Here is a 23,036-nt window from a genome sequence, read left to right on the forward strand (position 1 = left end):
CGTGATCGCTTCGGCGCGTCATATGCCGTCATCGAACAACGAACAGAAAGGAACGGCATTACATGACAGGCTTCAATCGACGCGATTTTCTGGTTTCATCAGGCGTGGCGCTCGCGTCCGCCGGCCTGTCTTCGCTCGCATACGCGCAAGACGCCCCGCCCAGGCGCGGCGGCACACTCAACATGCTCATCAACCCCGAGCCGCCCGTGCTCGTCTCGATCTTTCAGACGACAGGTCCCGCGCTCGTCGCGAGCTCCAAGGTGCTCGAGGGCCTGCTCGCGTACGACTTCGATCTGAAGCCGAAGCCACAGCTCGCGACCGCGTGGAACGTGAGCCCGGACGGTCTCAAGTACACGTTCACGCTGCGTCAGAACGTGAAGTGGCACGACGGAGAGCCATTCACGTCGGCGGATGTCGCGTTCTCCATCGAGCTTCTGAAATCGATTCACCCGCGTGGGCGCAGCACCTTCGCCAACGTCACGCGCGTGTCGACGCCCGACACACGCACCGCGATCATCGAATTGTCGAAGCCCGCGCCGTATCTGTTGAAGGCGCTGTCCGCCGGCGAATCGCCGATCGTGCCGAAGCATCTCTACGCAAGCGGCGATCCGCTCTCGAACCCGCATAACAATGCGCCTATCGGCACCGGGCCATTCCGCTTCAAGTCGTGGACGCGTGGCGCGAGCATCGTCTACGAACGCAATCCGGAGTACTGGGATGCGGGCAAACCGTATATCGACTCGCTCGTGTTCAAGGTGATTCCCGATGCGGCCGCGCGCTCTGCCGCGTTTGAAACCGGCGCGCTCGATCTCGGCGGGGAAAATCCCGTGCCGCTTTCGGATCTGCCGCGTCTCACGCAATTGCCGCAACTCGCGGTGGAGACGCGTGGTTATCGCTTTCTGGAGCCGCTTTCGGAGATCGACTTCAATCTCGATCATCCGATCCTGAAAGATGTGCGCGTGCGGCAGGCCATCGCTCATGCCATCAATCCGCAGGTCGTGCAGAAGACGATCGCCTACGGCTATGCCGATATCTCGCCGACGCCGATCACGCCGGGATCGCCGTACCACGACGGGAAGCTCACGCCCTACGCATTCGATATCGCGAACGCGGAGAAGCTGCTCGACGCCGCGGGTTATCCGCGCAAGAACGGCGGCCCGCGCTTTCAACTGACGCACGATTTCCTGCCTTATGGCGATATGTACCGCCGTCAGGCCGATTACGTGAAATCGGCGCTCGCGCGTGTGGGCATCGACGTGACCGTGCGCTCGCAGGATCTGCCTTCGTTTCTCAAGCGCGTCTACGCGGACCGGCAGTTCGGTTTCACGAGCATAGGGGTGAATACATTGTTCGATCCGAGCGTCGGCGTGCAGCGCCTTTACTGGTCGAAGAACATTCGACCCGGCGTGCCGTTCTCGAACGCGCCGCATTACAGCAACGCGGAAGTGGACACGCTGCTTGAATCGGCGTCGATCGAGACCGATGAGAAGAAGCGCGTGGCGCTCTATCAGCAGTTTCAGCAGATCGTGTACCGCGACCTGCCGATCCTGAATCTCGTCGCGCCGCGCATGATTACGCTCGCCAACCGGCGCGTGCGCAATCACACGGTATCGGCGCAAGGGCTCGAAGGCAATCTCGCCGATGTCTGGCTGAGCGCCTGAGGAGTTCGCGCGATGAACCGACGCACGCGCCTTGCCGCAATCGCGCGACGCACCGCATGGCAGGCTGTGCCGACCGTGCTCGCCATCGTGATCCTCAACTTCTTCCTGCTCCGGTTGATGCCCGGCGACGCCGCCGACGTGCTGGCCGGCGAGTCCGGCTCGGCGACGGCGGAAACGATCGCGTCGCTGCGTGCGAAGTTCGGTCTCGACCAGCCGGTGCTGCATCAGTTGTGGTCTTATCTTTCGCATCTCTCGCATTTCAGCCTCGGCTATTCGCCGCGCTACGACGCGCCGGTGATGGAGTTGATTCTCGGGCGGCTGCCGAATACGCTGATCCTGATGGGCACGGCGCTCACGCTCGCCATCATCGTCGGCGTGGTGCTCGGCGCGATCATGGCGCACTGGGCCGGCAAGTGGCCGGATCGCGTGCTGTCGGTGCTGGCGTTGCTGCTTTACTCGACGCCCGGCTTCTGGATCGGGCTGCTCGCCATCGTGCTGTTCTCGGTGCATCTCGGCTGGCTGCCGAGCGGCGGCGACGTCACGGTCGGCGCGCAACTGCATGGCTTCGCCTATCTCACCGATGTCCTCAGGCACGTGCTGCTTCCCGCCGCGACGCTCGCTACTTTCTTCGTGGCGATCTACGCGCGCCTTACGCGCGCCGCGATGCTCGAAGTGCAGCGTCAGGACTTCGTGCGCACCGCTCATGCCAAGGGGCTGCATCCGCTGCGTGTGAGCGTGCGCCACGTGCTGCGCAATGCATTGATGCCGCTCACCACGATGGTGGGCATCCACTTCGGCACGCTGCTCGGCGGCGCAGCCGTCACCGAGACGGTGTTCAGCTGGCCCGGCCTCGGGCGTCTCGCGCTCGACGCCGTCATGGCGCGCGACTTCAGCGTGCTGCTGGGCGTGCTGCTGTTGTCGTCGCTGCTCGTGATCGCGGCGAACGTGGTCGTCGATCTGTTGCAGGCCTGGCTCGATCCGCGCATCGCCTGAACCGTCTTTCATCTGGGTAACGCATGGCTTCTGAATCATCCGAACTCGTTACGGCATCCGCTTCCGCAGGCTCCGCATGGCGGCGTCAGCTCACGGGCGCGCTGTTCGGCGCGCACCACGGACAGGACCCGGCCGCCCCGCGCGCGGCGCGCGGCACGCATACCGTTCTGCGCGCGTTGTTGCGCAATCCGTCTGCGCTGGCGGGCCTGGCGCTGCTGACGGCGTTTATCGTGCTGGCTATCGGCGCGCCGCACTTCTTTCCGGGCGATCCGCTCGATATGGTCGCCGCGCCCTTCGAATGGCCGGGCACCGATCCGCTCTATCGTCTGGGCACGGATTCGCTCGGACGCGATGTCGCCGCGGGCATTGCGCACGGCACGCGGGTCTCGCTGCTGATCGGCGCGTCGGCGGCGGCGATCGGGCTGTTGATCGGCACGCTCGTCGGCGCGTTGGGCGGCTTCTTCGGCGGCGTGCTCGACGATCTGCTCGTGCGCGTGACCGAACTGTTCCAGACGGTGCCCTCGTTTCTGCTCGTGATCGTTATCGTGGCGATCGGCAATCCGGGCGTGAAGGTCATCGCGCTCGCGATCGGCATTGCGTCGTGGCCCACGGTCGCGCGCATCGTGCGGGCCGAATTCCGCACGCTGCGTCATGCGGACTTCGTGCTCGCGGCGCGCAGCCAGGGCTTCAGCAGCGCGCGCATCATCTTCGGCGAGATCCTCCCGAATGCGCTGCCGCCGGTGATCGTCACCGCGTCCGTGATGGTGGCGAGCGCGATTCTCATCGAATCGTCGCTGTCGTTTCTCGGCATGGGCGACCCCAACGTGGTGAGCTGGGGCGGCATGATCGGCGCGGGACGCGATTCGTTGCGCACCGCGTGGTATCTGACCGCGCTGCCGGGCGCCGCCATCGTGCTGGCGGTGCTTGCGCTGAATCTGCTCGGCGACGGCCTGAACGACGCGCTCAATCCGCGCCTGCGCAATCGCGCCTGACCATTCCGAGGTATTCGTGAAGAATCTGCTTGAAGTGCGCGATCTGCGTGTGAATTTCGGCGCGCATCGTGCGGTAGGCGGCATCGACCTGGATATCGCCGCTGGCGAAACGCTCGCGCTCGTGGGCGAATCCGGCTGCGGCAAGTCCGCAACGGCGCTGTCGATCATGCGGCTGCTGCCTGCGCCGGGACGCGTGTCCGGCAGTGTGCGTTTCGACGGGCGCGAGCTGCTCGATCTGAGCCCCGCCGACATGCGCGACGTGCGCGGCGGCCAGATCTCGATGATCTTTCAGGAGCCGATGACGTCGCTCAATCCGGTGCTGTCGATCGGCGCGCAGATCGTGGAGACCTTGCGGCAGCATGAGCGCCTGTCGAAAGACGCGGCGTGGAAACGCGCCATCGAACTGCTCGACCTGGTGCATGTGCCGGAGCCGCACCGGCGTGTCTCCGACTATCCGCACGAGTTGTCGGGCGGGCAGCGCCAGCGTGTGATGATCGCGATGGCCGTGGCCTGCCGTCCGCGCCTGCTGATCGCCGACGAACCGACGACCGCGCTCGACGTGACCATTCAGGCCCGCATTCTCGAACTGCTGGGCGAACTGAGGCGGGAGCTGTCGATGTCGCTGCTGCTCATCACGCACGACCTCGGCGTGGTGAGCGAGCATGCGGATCGCGTGGCGGTGATGCTCGCCGGCAAAAAGGTGGAAGAGGCGCCGGTCGCCCGGTTGTTCCTGCAGCCGAAGCATGCCTATACGCGCGGCCTGCTCGGCACCTCGTTGAATGTGTCGAGCGGGTTGCATTATCGCGAGTGGACGCTGCCCGAGATTCGCCACACGACATCCGGCGAGGGCGAACACGCATTCAACGTGACGCCTCTCGCGCGGCGCGCTGCTGCGCCCGAGCCGGCCGGGGCGGAGGACGAGCGGGCGCCGCTGCTGTCCCTACGCAATCTGACCGTCGACTATGCGCATCGGCATGGCAAGGGCGTGATGCGCGCCGTCGATGATGTGTCGTTTGATATCGCGCGGGGGGAAACGGTGGGGCTCGTCGGCGAATCGGGTTGCGGCAAGTCGACGCTCTCCCGCGCCATCATGCGTCTCGTTCCGGCCACGAGCGGCGCGATCCGCCTTGGCGGCACGGATATCGCGCCGCTCTCCGAGCGTGCGTTGCGGCCGCTGCGGCGTCAGGTGCAGATGGTGTTCCAGGACCCGTACGCTTCGCTCAATCCGCGGCGCAGCGTGGGCGAGATTCTCGAGACGGTGATGGCGGTCAACGGTATCGGCGATGCGCACACACGGCGCGGCCGAGCCGCCGCGATGCTCGATCGGGTGGGGCTGCCCGGCGCCGCGCTCAATCGCTTTCCGCACGAGTTTTCCGGTGGACAGCGGCAGCGGATCGGCATTGCACGCGCGTTGATTCTCGAACCGGCGTTGCTCATCTGCGATGAACCGGTGTCCGCGCTGGATGTGTCGATTCAGGCGCAGATCCTGAATCTGCTCGTCGAGCTCAAGCGCGATCTCGGTCTCGCTTATCTCTTCATTTCGCATGATCTGTCCGTGGTGCGCTATATCGCCGATCGCGTGCATGTGATGTGCGGCGGCCGCATCGTCGAAAGCGGCGGTCATCGGGAGATCTGGCGTTCGCCGCAGCACGCTTATACACGCGCTCTGCTCGACGCCGTTCCGTCGCGGCAATTCGATGCGCAGGCGGCTTGATACCCGTGCACGTCGCCGACTGCGCGGATCTGCGCGTCGCAATGGCCGCTCGGCGCGCTCAGGCCGCTCGAAACGCAGCGCGGTTATCACGTCCATGTGCCGGACCGCGCCGCGCTCTTGGCGCGCCATGCCAAGGAAGGTTTGCCGGCCCTCGATCTGTCCTGGTGGGCCGTCACCTGTTCTTGCCCCTTTCTCAATTGCGCGCTTCGACAGTTCGAACGTTTAAGCATTCCATGGGTCAGACGCCATGTACCCCGAGTGGAAGTGACGCAAGCGATGCGCTCGACTGGAGAGAGTGTCATGAGCAGAACGGAGAAAGAAAAGATGCTCGCCGGAGAGCTGTACACGGCGAACGCACCCGAGATTCAGGCCGATCAGGCGGCAGCCCGGGCATGGATGGCCCGCTTCAACGGAGCCATCGACATGCCGCTCTCGGAGAGATACGAACTCTTGCGAGAGAGACTCGCCACGATTGGAACGGACTCCATGATTCGCCCGCCGTTTCATTGCGATTTATGGCTTCAACATCAGTCTGGGCGCGGGGGTGTTCCTCAATTACAACTGCATCATCCTTGATGTCGTTCAGGTCGAGATCGGCGACATGACGCAGATTGCAACCGGCGTGCAGATTCTGACCGCCGATCATCCTCGCGATCCGGCCGTTCGTGCGGCAGGGCTGGAATTCGGGCGTCCTGTGAGGATCGGACGCAATGTTTGGATCGGGGCGGGCGCGATCATTCTGCCGGGCGTGACGATTGGCGACGACGCATTGATCGGCGCAGGCAGCATCGTCACGCGCGACGTGCCGGCTGGCGCCACTGCTGTGGGCAATCCCGCACGCGTGCGGTCGGCGGCCAAAGATCACGCATGAGTGGTCAGGAACTGGAAACTCGATTTTCGCGTGAGCGTTAGAGGAGGGTTGTCGAACAACAATGATCGGGGTTATCGTTCCCGCCATGACAAAGCAACCCAAAAATCAAAGAGAAATTCAGAAGGAAGCGACTCGGCAGCGCATCCTCTCAACGGCGCTCGAGTTATTTGTTTCGCGCGGCTACGTGGTCACTACAGTCGATGACATCGCCGCCGCCGCCAACACCACCCGCGTCACCTTCTACTCTCACTTCGAGTCGCGCCGGGAATTAATGCGTGCGTTGATTCACGAACTCAACGGCATCCTTGAGCGGCGTGAAGAACCCGGTCGCAACTCCACGGCCAGTTTGCTGGTCGCGGTGGTGCGCCAAGGCTCACGCGAACAACTGGGTGGCTGGCTGCGCGACCAGGCTGCGCGCTGGCCGGCGATCAAGCCCTATGTGCTGGCCGCAACGGAAGCTTCCGCTGTCGATGCTGAAATGCGTGCGCTGCTGCGTGGCTGGATCGAAGAGGTGGTGGCAGACATCCGCGAAGGCCTTGATGCAGCCGACCGCTATGAGCCGAACACGCGGCATTATCGTGGTGAATTGGCCTATGTCGCGCTCGACCAAACCGCGCTCTCGTGGATGCGTGGCGATCTGGATCTGACGACGGAACCGGCCCTCGACGTGCTGACCGAAATGTGGTGGAAATTGCTGGGCGCACCTTAATTCAGGGATTACCCTATCAAGGTATTCTTTCGCTTTACACGATGTAAAGCGAAATTGATAATGCAGGCCATGATCAACGACGTGGAGCATGGCCTGTGACTAGCGTCCCCCAATCCGGCATCGACCTTTGGGCCGACGATGTGCTCGTCGATCCCTATCCGTCCTATCGGGCATTGCGCGAACTCGGCGAAGTCGTCTATCTCACGCACTCGAAACTCTATGCCCTGACTGGCTACGACGTTATCAAGGACGCGCTGGCCGACCCGACGCGATTTTCTTCCGCTCAGGGCATCGGCTTCAACGACGGCGTGAACCAGGCGTTGCAGGGAACCTCGCTGGCTTCCGATCCGCCGGTGCACACCCAGTTGCGCGCAGCCCTTTCCGAGAACCTCACGCCGCGGGCGCTGCGTGGCCTGGGCGAGCAGATCAAGGCCAATGCGCAGGCACTGGTGGCCCGCCTTGTAAAACAACCCTCCTTCGACGCAATCGACGACATCGCCCGGCGCTTTCCGATCGGCGTTGTTGCCGACCTCGTGGGCTTCCAGGGTGACGCAAGGGCAAATATGTTGCGCTGGGGGCAGGCCGCGATGGAAGTCGTCGGGCCGATGAATCAGCGCACCGCAGAGCATTTCCCTATCGCGGGCGAACTTTACGGCTACTGCTCGCAGATCACCCAGGACGCGCTCACACACGGCTCCGTCGGCTGGGGTGTTTTCGAGGCGGAGCGCAAAGGGATCATTCCCCAAGGCGCCGCACGTCACATCATCCACCAGTATCTCGGCGCTGGCCTCGACACGACGCTTGCCGCGATCGGCAACACCGTCGCGCTCTTCGGGCGCTTTCCCGAAGAGTTTGCCAAGGTGCGCGAGGATCTCACGCTGGTTCCCTCGGCGTTCAACGAGGTGCTGCGCTATTACTCGCCTGTCCACGTGTGGAGCCGGGTTGCGACGCAAGACGTGGAAGTCGGCGGCGTGAAGATCCCGGGCGGCTCGCGCATTGCGATCATGCTGGGCGCGGGCAACCACGACCCCCGCCATTACAAGGATCCTGAAGTCTTCGACGTGACACGCAACCCGATCGACCATCTCTCCTTTGGCTATGGCCCGCATGGTTGCGCCGGCCAAGGCCTTGCCCGCATGGAGGGTGCCGCAATCATCGAGGCGCTTGCGACTCAAATCAAGTCGTTCCGCATCGGCAATGTCGCCCGCGTGCCGAGCAATATCACGTTGTCGTTCGACACCGTCCCCGTCATGGAGCTGGAGGCCGTATGATCAAACTCATTCTTGATCGCCCTCGTTGCGAAGGTCATGGTCTCTGCGTAGAAGTGGCCGCACAGCTTCTTCATATCGACGATGAAGGCTATGCCGCGATCGATATCAACGAAATCAGCGATGCGATCCTGGCGACGGCCCAGGCTGCGGCCCGCGTCTGTCCGGTAGCCGCGCTCAGGCTCGTCGACGAAGAGGCGACGCGATGAGTGTCCTTCGAAATGCCGTCCGCGATATCGTAGTGGTGGGCAGTGGCATCGCGGGATTGACCGCTTGCGACACGCTTCGCGCCGAAGGATTCGATGGCCGCATCACGGTAATCGGTGACGAACCGGTCGCGCCATACAGCCGTCCGGCCTTGTCCAAGGCCATGCTGCGCGACCAGGATGATCTGACTTCGCACTTGTTGCCGGCGGCGACGCACGGGGCAATCGAACGGCGCGGCATGGCGGCCGTGGGTCTCGATGTCGATCGGCAGCGCGTGCGGCTTGCGGATGGTGACGAGGTGCCGTATGACGCGCTGGTGATCTCCACCGGCACGCGCGCCCGACGCCTGGGCCTGAACACTAGTAATACTGAATACACCGTTCGCACGCTCGCCGACGCGCTGGCGCTGCGGGCGCGACTCTCGACAAGGCCTTCGGTCGTGGTGGTGGGCGGTGGCCCGCTCGGCATGGAGATCGCATCCGGCGCCATTGGGGCTAGATGCGCGACGACACTCGTTGCGAAAGGCGTGCCGCTCGCTGACCATCTCGGCGCATTGCTCGCGGCGCGGTTCCACGATGCGGCTCTCGCGCAGGGCCTGAAGATCGTCACGACTGACTCCGCGGAGATCGTGACGCGCGATGGTGCATCCATGGTGGCGCTCGGCGACGGCACGGTAATCGAGGCACAGGTGATTGTCTCTGCTATCGGCGACGCCCCCAATGTGGAGTGGCTTGCCAACACCGGGCTGCTCACTGGCGGCGCGCTCGAGGTGGACCGGCGTGGCCTGGTTCGCCCGAACATTGCAGCGGTGGGAGATGTCGCCGCATTCCCGCACGCGGGGCGCGTCGCACGTGTTCCGCTATGGACGAGCGCCATCGATCAAGCGAAAGTAGCCGCCGCCGCGCTTCTCAGGCGGGATGCTCCGGAACTGGCATTCCAGCAGTACTTCTGGACAGAGGCTTTTGGTGTCTCTCTAAAAGCCATTGGGCCAACGCCGGTTGCGGGTGAGGCGGAAATCGTGGAAGGCACCGGTGAACAGGGCGTGCTTCGCTGGCGGCAATCGAACGGCACAGCGACTGCCGTCGCGATCGACTATCGCGTTCCGATCCCGAAGCTGCGCCGCGTGGCTGCGTAAAGCGTGTAACCGGCAGGCGTTAGCGATAGATCAAGTATGAGCCAAACGGAAAAGCCGTGACATTACGTAGGTGTACTACGGGAATGGCATTACAAAGAACATCATGTTTTAGATAGGGAGTTTGCTTTGAGTGAGATGACCGCTTCTACCGTCGATAACGCGCACTACGTCTCGTCCCTTATGGGAGGCGAATATGTGCGTTAAACACAGTCAGGGTGCCTTGGAGCCCTTGCCGCCTTTCACTTCGCTGATCCTTGACCCGCCCAATTACGAAGGTGTCAATGCAACGCTGGTCAACACGGTGCTCGGCCCGGTCGAGGCAAGGCGGCTTGGCATCACGCTGGTCAGCGAATCGCTGATGTATGTGTTGCCGGGGGCGCAGTACGCCTATGACATCAAGATAGATCGTGCTGAAGTTTTTGAGCGCCTGGCGGCCAAGCTGAGCGCGTTCAAGGCGGCCGGCGGGGGCACCATCGTCGATGCGACGGGCATGTTCCAAGGGCGCGACCTGCGCATGTACGAGTCGCTGTCACGTGCCACCGGCGTTCACATCGTCGCTTCCACGGGGCAGGGGCCGGAGTCCATGCTGGGTGGATATTTTCTGACGCCGCAGACCAATCCTCCTACGCCATGGCCAGCAAGCAAGTTTGCCGAATTGTTCGGCAAAGAAGTCAATGAGGGCATGGTGGTGCCTCGAAGGGAACGCCGTGCGCCGGCCGGCATGGTAGTGACCGCAGTCACCAAAAGTGGCATGACGCCAACCGATGGCAACCTCGTGCGGGGCGCCGCGCGCGCCGGCTCGACTTATGGCGTGCCTGTGTTCATCCGCAGCGGAGCCGATGCTCTGGCTGATATGCAGCTGGCCATCGACGAAGTGCTCGAGCCGGAACGCCTTGTCATGGGCGGACTGGATCGTCGCGACGCCGTGGTCAAGGGCTGGCCCATGGCAGTCGCGCGGGCCGGTGTCCGCGTGAGCATCGATCACATCGGTTCGAACGACCCGCTTTATCTCAGCGATGTCGAACGGGTCAGCTTGATATCCAGATTGATCGAAGAAGGCTATGCCGATCGCATCCTTCTGTCGGCCAATGCCACGGGGGTGGCCTTTGGCGAACCGGGTAACGACATCCCCTACAGCGACGTGCTGACGAAGTTCGTGCCCATGCTCCAGGCAGCGGGTGTTTCGCAGGCACACATCGCACAAATGCTGATTACGAACACCGCGCGATTGTTAAGCGTGAATGGGGAAGTCAAATGACACGAGTGAATACGGTACTGGGCGCCATTTCGGCTTCGGAGCTCGGGTTTGTCGCAATCCATGAGCACATTGGCTATGGCATGCCGGGTTGCGAACTCGACAGCAAGTGGTGGAAGACGCCAGAGCAGCGCTATGAGGAGACGGTGCCGAAGCTGCGCCAGTTTCATGAGAATACGAAACCCTGGGGTGCAGCCACCTTCGTGGAGGCCACGGGCATCTGCAACGGTCGCGACATCGACTACTACAAGTCTTTGTCGGACAAGACGGGTGTGCACATCGTCGCCAGCACGGGCTTTGTCGGTGGCGACACGGCATTGCCGTTCTTCGAGCGGGCAAGCGTCGAGTATCTGACCGACCAGTTTGTCCATGAAATCGAGGTCGGAATTGGGGGCACCGGTGCCAAGGCCGGGATCATCAAGGTTGGGGTGAGTCGCGGCTTCAAGATGAAAGAGCTCGACCTGCGCATCTATCGCGCCGCTGCGCGTGCCTCCAGAATCACCGGCGCACCGATCTTCACCCATCTCGCGGTCGATTCCGCGCCGGCGCTGAACATCTTTGCGGAGGAGCGGTTGCCCTGCCATCGGGTGTTGTTTGGACATGCCGATGACGGTGTGAGCCAAGGCTTGATCAACGAAAAGGCCCTTCTGGATGCGGGAGCACGGATTGGCTTCGATACCTTCGGTTACGACCTTGAATTGCCCGATCCGCCATTCTGGGGCCGCCACCGTCAGGAGCGTCTGCACCACTTTCTAAGGTTCCTTAGAAGTGGCTTGACCAAACAAGTCCTCGCCTCGGCGGATGCCAATTGCTCACCGCTGGGTTGGCCAGGCGTGAAAGGCCACACGGTGAACTATCTGTTCGAGCAACTCATCCCTGATCTGCACGAGGAAGGTATCGATGACTCGGTCATCGACCAGTTGTTCGTTCATAACGCGGCTGAGTTTCTGACCTTGACGCCTATTTCCCATCGTTGAAACGTAGTGGATCAGAGAGACAAATCATGAAGGAACTGAATATCGCCATAATCGGCGCCGGTTACGCGGGTGCGACCGCGGCGCTGGCGCTGAGCCAGCTGGGCGCAACGGTCACGGTGTACGAGCAAGCGCAAGAGATCAACGAGGTGGGGGCCGGAATTGGATTACGTCCCTCCACGATGGACCAGTTCCGTAAGCTCGGAATCTTCGATCGAATCGCCGCCGTGACCTCGCCGAGCGACTACTTCGAAATACTGACCGCTCACAGTCAGCGAATTGCCATGGAGGAATGGCCCGAAAAGCAAGCCTTTGGCGCCAGCACGCATTTCGTGCACCGGGGCGACTTCATCGAGACGTTGCTGAGCACGCTTCCCGCAGGCATGGTGAAGTTGAACCACCGGCTCAGCCGAATCGTCGACAACGGCGACGGCGCCACGGCTGTCTTCGAGAACGGTGTGACGGTCAACGCCGATCTGATTGTCGGTGCCGACGGCATCCGCTCGCAAGTGCGCAAGTATCTGTTCGGCGATAAGCCCCCCGTGTTTGCCGGCGAGCACGCCTATCGCGCGGTCATCCCGGCGGCAGACACCTTTGGTCTCGTGGCTGATGGCAATCTTCGCATGTACCTGGGGCATGGGACCAAGATTTACCTGTTGCCACTACACCATCGCAACGAGGTGTCGTTCGATGTCACTTGCCTTGCGACCGACTCCACGCCAGCGCCAGCCGTCAGCAAGGAGCAATTGATGAAAGTCGTGGAGGGCTTCGATTCTCAATTGGTTGCTATCGCGGAGGGGCTCGACATGAGCAAGGTGAATCTGCGTGCCGTGTACGACATCGACCCGGTTCCCGTCTGGCATTCCAACTCGGTGGTGCTGATTGGCGATGCCTCGCACGCGATGCTGCACCATCAAGGTCAGGGCGCGAATTCGGCGGTGCTGGATGCTGGTGCCCTTGCCGAGAAGCTTCAAGAGGCCGATTCGATTCCCGAAGCGCTTGCGCAATACCAGGCCAGCCGCAAGCCGGTAACCGATGAGCTGCAACGCCTGTCCCGGCAAAGCTGGAGCGAAGACGAAGTTCAGAGTGTCTTCCCCAACCAGCATCAGGGCGAAATCGCTGCGAGGAGCTAAATCATGGCACTGCATCCTACTGTGGCCGAGTTCATCGCGTCCCTGGCGCCTCCGCCTCCCGGTCCACTCAATCCGCAGGCCATGCGAGCGGCAGACGAGAGCCACGTTCCTCCATTGGAAAAACGACCACCCGTTCATTCGGTATTCGACCTGTCATTGTCGACTCCTGCGGGTGAGGTTCCCGTGCGCGTCTACAAGCCGACGGAAGCCGACATCCATCCGGTACTGGTTTATTTCCACGGTGGCGCGTTCTTTCTTGGCAGCCTCAACACGCACGATCATGTTGCGCGCGCACTGGCCAATGCCACGCAATGCGTTGTCGTTTCAGTCGGTTACCGGCTGGCTCCCGAACACGTCTTTCCCGCAGGCCTGAGCGACTGCTACGCCGTGGTTCAATGGATAGAAAAGAATGGCCGCGGTTCGGGCAACGAGATTGGCTGGGACGGTCAGACCCTGGCAGTGGCAGGTGACAGCTCTGGCGGGAACTTCGCGGCTGCGGTTGCCGCGATGGCGGTCGACGCGGGTCTGAAATGCATCACGCATCAGGTGCTCTATTATCCGTCGCTCGATCTCGACTTCGATGTCGAGCGCTACGCGTCGCTGAAGACCAACGCCGTCGGCAATGGTCTGGAAACGGCAATGTTGAAGCCATTCAACGCGTTCTACATCGATAGCGGTGCGAACCCTGCCGATCCTCGCGTGTCGCCCATTAAGAGACCGGATTTCTCCGGATTGCCGCCGGCACTCATTGTCACTGCAGAATGCGATCCCCTTCGTGACGAAGGGGAGTTCTATGGCGCAAACCTGCAGCAGGCAGGCGTTCCGGCCACAGTTCACCGCTACGAATCGGCTGGGCATGGCTTTGTCCAGCATTTTTCCTGGCTTCCGGAATTCCAAGGTGTGTTCGCCGAAACGGCTGACTTCATCAGGAATACAAAGCGATGAGTGCCGTCGATATCCACCCCTTGTATTCGCAATGGGGGCGTTTCGGCCTCTACAGTTTCTTCATCGACGGAAGCGAGCCGGCGATCGTTGACACGGGCATCGCATCATCGCCGGCGGATGGCATTGCACCAGCCCTGAAGCAATTGGGGCGACGCATAGAAGACGTGCGCTGGATTCTTTTGACTCACGGGCATATCGACCACATGGGTGGTGCGCATGCCTTATGGGAGCTGACCGGCCGCAAAGCCAAAGTGGTTATCCACGAGGCGGATGCGCCGTTCCTTCGATCGCGCCGCACTCACGTCGAAGAATATCTGGCCGCGCGTGGACGCTATATCAACGACCCGGAAGGAGAAGCCAGGCTGACGGCGGCCTGTGAGGCCGCTATCTCCGGGGAAATGGAGCCGCACCGGGTTGTCCGCCATGGCGACCAGATATCGCTTGGACCGGACGTGACGATCACAGTGCATTCCGTGCCGGGTCACACGGCAGGTTCGGTGGCGTATGTGGTGGAAGGGCAGCGCGATGTCTTCGTCGGCGATGCCGTGCAGATCCACGGGGCAGCCAACGGATTTCCGAGCTATGCAGATCCTGATGCATACCGTGCCAGCCTGCTGCACCTGCGCGATCACGTCAAGCCAAACCGCCTGTTTCTCGGTCATCCCTATCGCAGTCAGGGTGCTGAATCATTGGGCGTAGTGCTGGACCGCGAACAGGCAGAAGCAAAGATTCAGGAAAGCCTCGAGATCGAGGCGAGGGTGCGTGCCGCCACCGAGCAATTCGGCCTCGACGGCAAGGCTATTGCCACGGCTCCCTGTTCGCCGTTTTGCTGTATCGCCCAGCACTTGCGCTACGACGGCGATCCAACCTTGGAACCCTCACCGTTTTTTACCACTATGCACGGATACTTTCACAAGGGCTATCGCTCATGATGGTTGTACACAAAGACCTGCGTGTGCCTATGCGCGACGGCATTCAACTGGCCGCAGACGCCTATCATGCCGAAGGCGATATGCCGCGCCCGGCACTGGTCGCGCTGAGTCCCTACGGCAAGGAATTACAGGCGCTGGCGCTCACCCTTCCTCCCCAGCGACGTCCCTCTCCGTTGTGGGACGGATGCATCGAGGCGGGTGACATCGCGCGTGTGGTGAAGGAGGGCTACGTCCACGTGATCGGTGACGTACGTGGCTCCGGCGGTTCAGAGGGAGAACACATCGGCAACTACAACGCCGGTGGCGTTCCGCTCGGATGCGACGCATACGATTTCATTGAGTGGGTTGCCGCGCAACCGTGGTGCAACGGCGTGGTGGGCATGATCGGTATTTCTTATTTCGGCTCCATGCAAATCTTTGCCGCAGCCGAGCGCCCCCCGCATCTCAAGGCCATCTTCGTCAGCGGTGGGCATTTCGACTTCTACGAAACGACGTATCACGGCGGCGTCATGTGGTTCATGCCGCGCGCTGCACGAGAGGGCCGTGGCGGCGACTCGGGCTGGGCCTTCACGCATCGTCACAAATCTCGCATGCTGGAGACGTACTCCGAAGAGGAAATCAAGCGACGTGTGGCCGAGCGACTCGCCGACCCTGACGTGGCCGCCTGGCCCAACCTGGTGCATCTGCTCAATTATCCGATTCACCACGAGTCCTGGTTCGACATTGTCATGAACCCTCTCGACGGCGATTGGTACGAAGCGCAGAACCCGATCAATCTGGCTAAAAACATCGACATTCCTGTCTATTTGCAGATCAACCAGGGGCGCGGCTGGACCATGGACGGAACGATCGAACTCTTCGACGTGCTGAAAGGCCCGAAGAAGCTGGAAATCGGCCCGTATCCACCGATGCAGACGCGTCCTTGGGTGGACGAGCACGACACCATGTTCCGCTGGTACGACTACTGGCTAAAGGGTATCGACAACGGGATCATGGACGAGCCAGCGGTGAAGTGCATGTCGAAGGCAGCCGTCAATGGATGGCCGCTGACCATTGGCCCGTCACGCCTGTGACATACAAGGCTTTGTACCTGCGCACGCGTAGCAAGCTGGCGTACGAACCCGAGCCCTTGAACGTGGATCATGCACATCCCGAAGGCTTGTATCAGGCGCCGCTGACAATGGTAGACAAGGTCGAGAAGCTGACATGGTCTACCGAACCCTTCCAGGTTGCAACATCGGTGCATGGCGTGGGCGCCGCGCATCTTTATGTCGCAATCGACCAGGACGATACCAATCTTATCCTGCGCCTGTGGGACGAAGCGCCTACTGGCAAGCGCCAGCTTGTTACGACAGGTTTCCTCAAGGCATCGCATCGCGAACTCGACGAACGTTCCAGCGATGGCAGTCCGTATCACCCACATACCCGCAGTGTGCCTGTCGAGCCAGGAGTGATCAACGAATACGTCGTGCGACTCTACCCCTTCGCAAATGAATTCAAGGCTGGCCACAAGCTGGTCGTCGAACTTATGTGCAATGAGCCGCTTGTGGATGAGCACAATTCCCTGTTGCCTCCTGACGCATTTCATCTGCCCGTTGGACGAGCAGTGACTCACACCATTTATCGAGATTCAACGCACCTTTCGCGTCTTGTTTTGCCTTTTGCGTCGTGTTCGAACAGATAGCCAGCAAGACATTCAATCTATTCCGAATAGGCACTGCATAACCGTGCCATTGCTTCTGAATAGGTCGTTTTAAGGGATGGTCGAAAGTCGATGAAACATAGAGATCTATAAAAAGTAAATAGTAGTACTACCTACAGGAGACGAAATGAAAAGAGGACGTGTTTCCCAAAGAAGGACACGGCGATCCGTACAGGTCGTTCTTGGAGCGACGTTGGCTGCGCTGTCATGTTCGAGTCAGGCATCGACATACCAGCCGGCGGGCATCGACCTTGGCGCGACGACGTTCAATGATGCGTTTGGCAGTATGGAGCCGGGTTGGACAACGATCCAGCTCTTGCAGTACAAGCACAACACCAAGTTTTATACGAACACCGGCGCGCAAAGTTCCGCATTCAAGGACGCGCAGCTCAATGCGTTCGTATGGGTGCCGCAGATGATTTATACGTCGCCGATTCACGTACTGGGGGGCGCGCTCGGCTTCACGGCGCTGCTGCCGGTTACGTCGTTGAACGCGCACTCGACCGAGATCAATCCCTATGCGCCGACGCTGACCGCGCGTTCGGGCATTGGTGACATCACATTCGGGCCGTTTTTGCAGATGGCTCCGGTGATCAGCAACGGTCGCCCGATTTTCGTGCAGCGTTTCGAGTTCGACGTAATCGCGCCGACCGGCGCTTATGAGCCGAACAAGCTGGTCAATCCGAGTTCGGGATTCTGGTCGCTGAACCCGCACTGGTCGGTGACGGTTTTGCCTACGCCGAAGACGGAAGTGTCAGTGCGGATGCACTATCTATACAACTTCAAGAATACCAATCCGGGCATCAACAACCTCTACCAAGTCCCGGGGATTGTTAACTTCCGGGCTGGCCAGGCGGTGTGGGCTAACTTCGCCGCATCTTACAAGATAGCGCAGAACCTCGATGTCGGCTTGAACGGGTTCTGGTTCCGCCAGCTCTCGGACGATCATGTCAATGGCGCTAGCCAAGCCGCTGGCCGCACGACAAACCTGTCGCTCGGTCCCGGTGCCCAGTGGACGATCGATCATAAGAACTTCGTATTTGCAAACCTCTATTTCCCGGTGGTGGAGCGCAATACTTACTCCGGCACTCATGTGAACCTGCGCTGGATTCATGCGTTCTGACCAGGAGATGGCCATGCAGAAGGTACAGGACTTACCAAGAATCGAGAGTGCTCGCGGGATAGCGACGCTAATGATGTCCCACTGCGCAGGTATGTTGGACCTTGTTGCACTGCCGTTATGGGTAGGCACGCTGATCGCGCACTATCGGTTCAATCCTCAACAGGCGGGAACACTACCGACGCTTTTTTTGATTGGCGCATCGCTGTCCAGCATGTTTTTAGCATCCCGCTTTAATCGCGTGAACGCAAAGTGGACTGCGGTGACTGGCTTCGCTTCAGCGGCGTTGGCCTTCGCCCTGTGCTTCGGACAATCCACCATGGCCACGCTGGCGCCCCTGCATTTCGCCGGCGGCTTGGCGGTGGGAGCCGCTTTGAGTTCGACGCACGGTACGATTGGGCGTGCGCTCAATCCTCACCAGGTATTCGCATGGGCAGGGCTGGCCATTGGCGTATTCGGTATCGCTTTTTTTGGCGGTACGCCAGAGGTTCTAGCCAAGTTTGGAGGGGCGACGCTCTTTATTGTCTTTGCTGGAACCATGGGGCTGGCGTCCTTGATGGGACTGTTCTTTTTCCCATGTCCGAGCCGGCAGATCGCGGAAGATCGCCAGCAATCTTCTGTTCGAGCGCAGCCGCTCGACCGGGCGGTCTGGTTCACGATTGCCGGAATCGCTTTGCTCGCGATGACCCAAGGTATGACACTCAGTTTTTACGAGCGAATCGGAATGGCGCGAGGCTTTGGCCGGGAACTGGTGACTTTGGCGCTGGTGGTTTATGGCATCGTCGCGCTACTGCCGACACCGTTGGCTAGTCTCCTTGAAAAGCGCATCAAGGCAACAACCGTTATTTCGATAGGGCCAATCATGCAGGCCGTATGCTCCATGATCGTGACGCATACCTGGAGTTATGCGATGTTTGCAGCATCAGGCGCGCTGATGGCATTCACAATTCTATTCGTACACACCTATGCTTTTGGACTGCTTGCGCGCCTGGATTCTACCGGGCGCGCGGTGGCGGCAACTCCTGCCATGCTCATGGTGGGGGCCGCCATCGCTCCATTTCTTGGTGGAACGCTTGTGAAGTTCATCGGATTCAATGCAATTGGTTATGCGGCCATTGCTTTGGTCGCAGCTCAATTGTTGTTTTTTAACCTGACGCGCCGGACTGTCGCGCAAACAGAAGACACTCGCGCGGGCAATTCAGGAAGTGTCGTCGAGCTTTCTGCGCCGTTCGGAGAAGGACGCGAGGAAGTATGGTCCGACGAGGGTCGACGTTCTCGTTGATCCACTTGGCGCTGGATTGAAGGACCCTGCTCCCCACAAGAGCAGGTCGTGCTTCCGCAACAAAGACCTTTTAGATTATCGCGATCGAGACTATCGTTTTGGCGTGTCCCTGTCCCATTTCGATGCAGTAGGCAATTTGACGGGAAACATAATATGAAGTGTCAGGGTGGAGGGGTGGCCCGCCCGAATGTTCTATGTTTCGCTCTAATCGGCCGCAAGACCAGCCTCAAACTCAAGCTTCACTGATGACCGACGCGTGCGACGCGACATCGACCACCGCAATGAAACATCGACAAGGATCGATCATGCCAGCATTGGTGGAAACGACGACGGACGCCATCGAAAGCCTTTTGCCTGAACTCGAAGCGATCTACAAAGACCTGCACCAGCATCCCGAACTGTCGATGCAGGAGGTGCGCACCGCAGGCATTGCGGCAGACTATGTCGAAAAGCTCGGCTATGACGTGACGCGCGATGTGGGCGGGACCGGCGTCGTGGCCGTGTTACGCAACGGCGACGGTCCGACTGTGATGCTGCGCGCCGACATGGACGCGCTTCCGATGGCGGAAGCGACCGGATTGCCGTATGCAAGCACGGTGAGGGCGAAAGACGAAGAAGGCATCGAAGTGGGCGTCGCGCACGCGTGCGGCCACGACATGCACGTGACCTGGCTCATGGGTGTGACGCACCTGATGGCTGCGCATCGGGACGCTTGGCGCGGGACGCTGATGGCAGTCTTTCAGCCAGGCGAGGAAGTGGGGCGCGGCGCCCGCAGCATGATCGACGACCGCATGGCCGAACGCTTCCCGAAGCCTGACGTGATATTCGGGCAGCATGTCATGGTGGGCGCGGCGGGCACGGTCGGTTATCGAAGCGGCACGATTCTTTCGGCAGGCGACAGTCTGAAGGTGACGTTGTTCGGACGCGGCGCGCACGGATCGCAACCGCAGGCGTCGATCGATCCGGTCATCATGGCAGCCTCGACGACGCTTCGTCTACAGACCATCGTATCGCGGGAAATCTCGCCGCGCGATAGTGCCGTGCTGACCATTGGCGCGCTGCAGGCGGGAACGAAAGAGAACATCATCCCCGACGATGCGACGCTCAAGCTCAACATGCGCACATTTGACGAAGACGTGCGCGAGTACATGTTAGGCGCGATCCGCCGCATTTGCTGCGCGGAATGCGTTGCCTCCAACGCGCCACGCGAACCGGAATTTACGACGCTCTCGAGCTACCCTCTGACCATCAACGACGCAGAGACGACCCAGCGCGTGAGCAATGCATTCAAATCGCACTTTGGCGAGCGCGCCTACGAAACCGACCCGGCAGCGGCAAGCGAGGACTTCAGTGTTTTCGGACGAGAGTGGGGCGTGCCGTATGCGTTCTGGTTCATCGGCGGGACCCATCCGGATACGTTCAGAAGGGCGTTGGAAGAGAAAAAGCTCAACGAAATTCCCGGCAACCATTCGCCCAAGTTTGCGCCCGTGCTTGACCCCACGCTGCGTACGGGCCTGGAGGCGATGCTATGCGCGGCGGGCGCGTGGCTCGACCCGCGAGATGCATCGGCGTGAATTCGCACTCGGTCTACTTCGTACTCGATCTGATCGGGACGTTTGCATTCGCCATCAGCGGAGCCGTTGCCGCTCGCCAAAGGCGGCTCGACCTGTTCGGCATCTTGGCCATCGCCTTCATGGTGGCGTGCGGCGGCGGAATCGTGCGCGATGTCTGCATTGGCGCGATTCCGCCGGCAGGGCTTTCGAACTGGAGATATATGGCGGCTTCCGTGCTCGCATCCGCGGTCGCGATTTTCGCGCATGCGCCGGTACGCCGCCTGCGGCAGCCTGTGCTTTTCTTCGATGCGATCGGGCTTGGCCTATTCGCCGTAGCGGGCTCGCAAAAGGCGCTGAGCTTCGGGCATAGCGCGGAACTCGCCATTTTGCTCGGCATCGTGACTGCCGTTGGCGGCGGTGTCATGCGCGATGTCGTGCTCTCGCGCCTGCCGGCCATCCTGGATCGCGAAATCTATGCCACAGCTGCGCTCGCCGGTGCAGGCGCGCAAGTGTTGTTCTCATACGTGCACTGGACGCAGTGGTGGACGCCGTGGTTCGCGACAGTCCTATGCGTCGTCATTCGGCTCGCGTCGCTTCGGTTTGGCTGGCGCCTGCCCGTGTTTCGCGGGGATCGCGCCAGCGAGCTTGCTGGCGACGAATAGCGCGACGGGGGCGACATAAGGCACTGCGACTGAGCCGCGCCATGTTCAGAGCTTCGTGTAAATCGAACTCCCCAGCGTCAGAGTCGTTCCGCTGCCCGCCGATGCAAAACGAATCTCATAGAGATCGCGACCGAAGTTGCCGGGCACTTTGACCGACATTCCGCCACGGTCGTCCGCAAGCGGCACGAAGAGCTGATAGCGAAGGTCGGTGTTGCCGTACAGAACATAGCCCGGCAGCTCGGTTAAGGTCGTGAGGAAGGCCGGCTCGTTGCCGAGGATGACGATCGGCACGGCCGTCGGCGAATCGTTTGTCAGGGTCCACTGCGTGCCCAGGCGCTGCTGCCACGCGTTGTCGAGCGGCGCAAGCGGGGCCAGCTGCTGACCGATCGGCAGCGTCAGATAGGCATAACCCGCGCCCGGCGCGACGCGCTTCATCAGATAGCGGTAGCTGAATGCATTGCCGTTTTCGTCCGTTCCGGAAGCGACTGCGAAACGGTACGACGCGGTATCGGTGCCGCTCCACCACCAGCCGTCGCTGCGATATTGATAAGCGCCTACCTGCTTCCACGCACGCGTAGGGCCATCCCATTGATTGAGTTGCAGGCTGCCATCCGGATTGGCAATCGCCTGAAGCGGCGAGTCGGAATTGCCGTAGATGCCGCCCGCGGTGGTGATGCCCGGACCGGACGCAGCGGGCGGCGCGGTCGTGCTGACTTTAGCCGGCAGCGATGTGATGGTGCCGTCTTCCTTTAGCGCGGACAGCACGAGACTTTCCGCGAGTTTGCGGGCGTCGTAGCCTGAGTTGCCGGTCACCATCAACGCCAGTTGCGCCTTCGGCACGACGAAAAATTCGCTCGTGTAGAAAGCGGTCCCGCCATCCTTTTCCCATCCGAGGACGCCCGCGGCCTGCAGTGCGGGCTGCTGGACCGAATCCCAGCCGAGACCCCAGCGCCATTCGGGCGACGGGTTGATCAGGAGGCCCGTCGACTGGTCCGTGCCCATCTGCGCGATACCTTCGGCGGACACCACACGCTTGCCCTCGAACACGCCGCCGCCGAGGAACATCTGCGCGAGATTCATCATGTCGGCCGGTGTCGAGCTCAGGCCGCCGGTCGCGTAGGCATTGACGAATTCCTGATACTGCGTGCCCTGCGCAAACGGATACGAGAAGGAACCATCGGTGGGCACGGCGGTGAGATAACTGGAGTTCGTCATCTTCAGCGGCGCGAGGATGTTCGCCTGAACGAAGCTCGCAAAACTCTGCCCGGTCCTCGCGAGGACGATCTGCTCGACCATCGTGAAGCCGTCGTTGCAATACACGGCGAGCTCGCCGGGAAAATGCTTCAGATGCGTATTGGCCAGTTCGGCCTGTGTATCGGCCGCGTAACCGGGAACCGGTGCGAAGGTGAAGAGATTGCGCGAATTGGTGCCGGGCAGTCCCGACGAATGCGACAGCAGATGACGCGTGGTGATCTTCGCGAACTCGGGCGAAAGCATCGTGAACGTCGGCAGATACTGGACGATCGGCGTATCGAGCGTGATCAGTCCGCGATCCTGGAGAATCGTGGCGGCGAGCGCCGGAAAGAGCTTGCTGACCGAGCCGATATTGAAGCGCGTCTGGGTCGTCGCCTTTGTCTGGTTCGGCACCGACGATACGCCGAACGCCTGCTGCCAGAAGACGTTGTTGCCCTTGAGCATGGCCACGGAAATCGCCGCGACAGGTTGCGCCGGGTCGCCGATCACCTGCTGGATGGCCTGTTGCCCCATGGCGACGGTTTGCGGATACATCTGTGAACCGGAGTCGTCGCTGCCGCACCCCGGCAGCAGTGTCGCGAGCATCCCGGCGCCGGCAAGACCGAGAAACTGACGACGGCCCGCGCTGTCCGGGTCCGGGCTGAAGGGCAATGCGTCGCTGGCACGGTGGGATC

At 61.2% G+C, this 23,036-nt stretch carries 21 protein-coding genes and 1 pseudogene; 21 read left to right on the top strand and 1 reads right to left on the bottom strand.

Annotation, left to right across the window (positions count from 1 at the left end; all coding sequences use genetic code 11):
• Positions 1 to 62 precede the first annotated feature (62 nt).
• The 21 genes and pseudogenes from LY284_RS32160 (at position 63) to LY284_RS32255 (ending at position 21,108) form a co-directional block, all read left to right on the top strand.
• Positions 63 to 1,661: an ABC transporter substrate-binding protein gene (locus LY284_RS32160; RefSeq protein WP_233390398.1), complete on the top strand. Its 1,599-nt coding sequence runs from the start codon at positions 63 to 65 to the stop codon at positions 1,659 to 1,661.
• A gap of 12 nt (positions 1,662 to 1,673) precedes the next feature.
• Positions 1,674 to 2,654, top strand: a complete 981-nt coding sequence (locus tag LY284_RS32165) for an ABC transporter permease (RefSeq protein WP_233390400.1) — start codon at positions 1,674 to 1,676, stop codon at positions 2,652 to 2,654.
• Positions 2,655 to 2,677: 23 nt separating this feature from the next.
• Positions 2,678 to 3,646 (top strand): ABC transporter permease, encoded by a 969-nt coding sequence (locus LY284_RS32170; RefSeq protein WP_233390402.1) that lies wholly within the window; start codon positions 2,678 to 2,680, stop codon positions 3,644 to 3,646.
• Between the two features lie 16 nt (positions 3,647 to 3,662).
• Positions 3,663 to 5,360, top strand: coding sequence for an ABC transporter ATP-binding protein (locus LY284_RS32175; RefSeq protein ID WP_233390404.1), 1,698 nt, complete (start codon positions 3,663 to 3,665; stop codon positions 5,358 to 5,360).
• Positions 5,361 to 5,660: 300 nt separating this feature from the next.
• The gene (locus LY284_RS39335) at positions 5,661 to 5,936 is read left to right on the top strand and encodes a maltose acetyltransferase domain-containing protein (RefSeq protein ID WP_375294309.1); all 276 of its coding nucleotides are present in this window, start codon (positions 5,661 to 5,663) and stop codon (positions 5,934 to 5,936) included.
• 124 nt (positions 5,937 to 6,060) lie between these two features.
• Positions 6,061 to 6,204 (top strand): annotated as a pseudogene (locus LY284_RS39340) (DapH/DapD/GlmU-related protein); the annotation flags it as partial.
• Positions 6,205 to 6,316: 112 nt separating this feature from the next.
• On the top strand, positions 6,317 to 6,940 hold the full coding sequence (locus LY284_RS32185; RefSeq protein WP_233390406.1) for a TetR/AcrR family transcriptional regulator: 624 nt from the start codon (positions 6,317 to 6,319) through the stop codon (positions 6,938 to 6,940).
• A 95-nt stretch (positions 6,941 to 7,035) separates the two neighbouring features.
• Positions 7,036 to 8,211 (top strand): cytochrome P450, encoded by a 1,176-nt coding sequence (locus tag LY284_RS39145; RefSeq protein ID WP_233390408.1) that lies wholly within the window; start codon positions 7,036 to 7,038, stop codon positions 8,209 to 8,211.
• Positions 8,208 to 8,417: a ferredoxin gene (locus tag LY284_RS32195; protein WP_045460514.1), complete on the top strand. Its 210-nt coding sequence runs from the start codon at positions 8,208 to 8,210 to the stop codon at positions 8,415 to 8,417. Before LY284_RS39145 ends, LY284_RS32195 begins: the two co-directional genes overlap by 4 nt.
• Complete coding sequence (locus LY284_RS32200) at positions 8,414 to 9,550, top strand: NAD(P)/FAD-dependent oxidoreductase (protein WP_233390410.1); 1,137 nt, start codon at positions 8,414 to 8,416, stop codon at positions 9,548 to 9,550. The genes LY284_RS32195 and LY284_RS32200 overlap by 4 nt, the downstream gene beginning before the upstream one ends.
• A 229-nt stretch (positions 9,551 to 9,779) precedes the next feature.
• Positions 9,780 to 10,808, top strand: coding sequence for a phosphotriesterase (locus tag LY284_RS32205; protein WP_233390412.1), 1,029 nt, complete (start codon positions 9,780 to 9,782; stop codon positions 10,806 to 10,808).
• Positions 10,805 to 11,782, top strand: coding sequence for a phosphotriesterase (locus LY284_RS32210; RefSeq protein WP_233390414.1), 978 nt, complete (start codon positions 10,805 to 10,807; stop codon positions 11,780 to 11,782). Before LY284_RS32205 ends, LY284_RS32210 begins: the two co-directional genes overlap by 4 nt.
• A gap of 26 nt (positions 11,783 to 11,808) precedes the next feature.
• Entirely contained in the window at positions 11,809 to 12,912 is a 1,104-nt protein-coding gene (locus tag LY284_RS32215; RefSeq protein ID WP_233390416.1) for an NAD(P)/FAD-dependent oxidoreductase, read from the top strand.
• A 3-nt stretch (positions 12,913 to 12,915) separates the two neighbouring features.
• Complete coding sequence (locus LY284_RS32220; protein WP_233390418.1) at positions 12,916 to 13,857, top strand: alpha/beta hydrolase; 942 nt, start codon at positions 12,916 to 12,918, stop codon at positions 13,855 to 13,857.
• Positions 13,854 to 14,789: an MBL fold metallo-hydrolase gene (locus LY284_RS32225; RefSeq protein ID WP_233390420.1), complete on the top strand. Its 936-nt coding sequence runs from the start codon at positions 13,854 to 13,856 to the stop codon at positions 14,787 to 14,789. The genes LY284_RS32220 and LY284_RS32225 overlap by 4 nt, the downstream gene beginning before the upstream one ends.
• Positions 14,786 to 15,862 (top strand): CocE/NonD family hydrolase, encoded by a 1,077-nt coding sequence (locus LY284_RS32230; protein WP_233390422.1) that lies wholly within the window; start codon positions 14,786 to 14,788, stop codon positions 15,860 to 15,862. Before LY284_RS32225 ends, LY284_RS32230 begins: the two co-directional genes overlap by 4 nt.
• Positions 15,829 to 16,473 (top strand): CocE/NonD family hydrolase C-terminal non-catalytic domain-containing protein, encoded by a 645-nt coding sequence (locus tag LY284_RS32235; protein WP_233390424.1) that lies wholly within the window; start codon positions 15,829 to 15,831, stop codon positions 16,471 to 16,473. Before LY284_RS32230 ends, LY284_RS32235 begins: the two co-directional genes overlap by 34 nt.
• A gap of 211 nt (positions 16,474 to 16,684) precedes the next feature.
• Positions 16,685 to 17,614, top strand: a complete 930-nt coding sequence (locus tag LY284_RS32240) for a transporter (RefSeq protein WP_233390426.1) — start codon at positions 16,685 to 16,687, stop codon at positions 17,612 to 17,614.
• A 13-nt stretch (positions 17,615 to 17,627) separates the two neighbouring features.
• Positions 17,628 to 18,893, top strand: a complete 1,266-nt coding sequence (locus LY284_RS32245; RefSeq protein ID WP_233390428.1) for an MFS transporter — start codon at positions 17,628 to 17,630, stop codon at positions 18,891 to 18,893.
• Between the two features lie 305 nt (positions 18,894 to 19,198).
• A complete protein-coding gene (locus LY284_RS32250; protein ID WP_233390430.1) occupies positions 19,199 to 20,467 on the top strand; it encodes a M20 family metallopeptidase in 1,269 nt (422 codons plus the stop codon).
• Entirely contained in the window at positions 20,464 to 21,108 is a 645-nt protein-coding gene (locus LY284_RS32255) for a trimeric intracellular cation channel family protein (protein ID WP_233390432.1), read from the top strand. The genes LY284_RS32250 and LY284_RS32255 overlap by 4 nt, the downstream gene beginning before the upstream one ends.
• Positions 21,109 to 21,153: 45 nt before the next feature.
• Here LY284_RS32255 and LY284_RS32260 read toward each other — a convergent pair whose 3' ends face one another.
• Positions 21,154 to 22,947 carry a serine hydrolase gene (locus LY284_RS32260; RefSeq protein ID WP_233391092.1) on the bottom strand — a complete coding sequence of 598 codons (1,794 nt, stop codon included), beginning with the start codon at positions 22,945 to 22,947 and terminating at the stop codon, positions 21,154 to 21,156.
• Between the last annotated feature and the right edge of the window lie 89 nt (positions 22,948 to 23,036).

The sequence above is a fragment of the Caballeronia sp. PC1 genome (assembly GCF_021353155.1).
Lineage (GTDB): Bacteria > Pseudomonadota > Gammaproteobacteria > Burkholderiales > Burkholderiaceae > Caballeronia > Caballeronia cordobensis.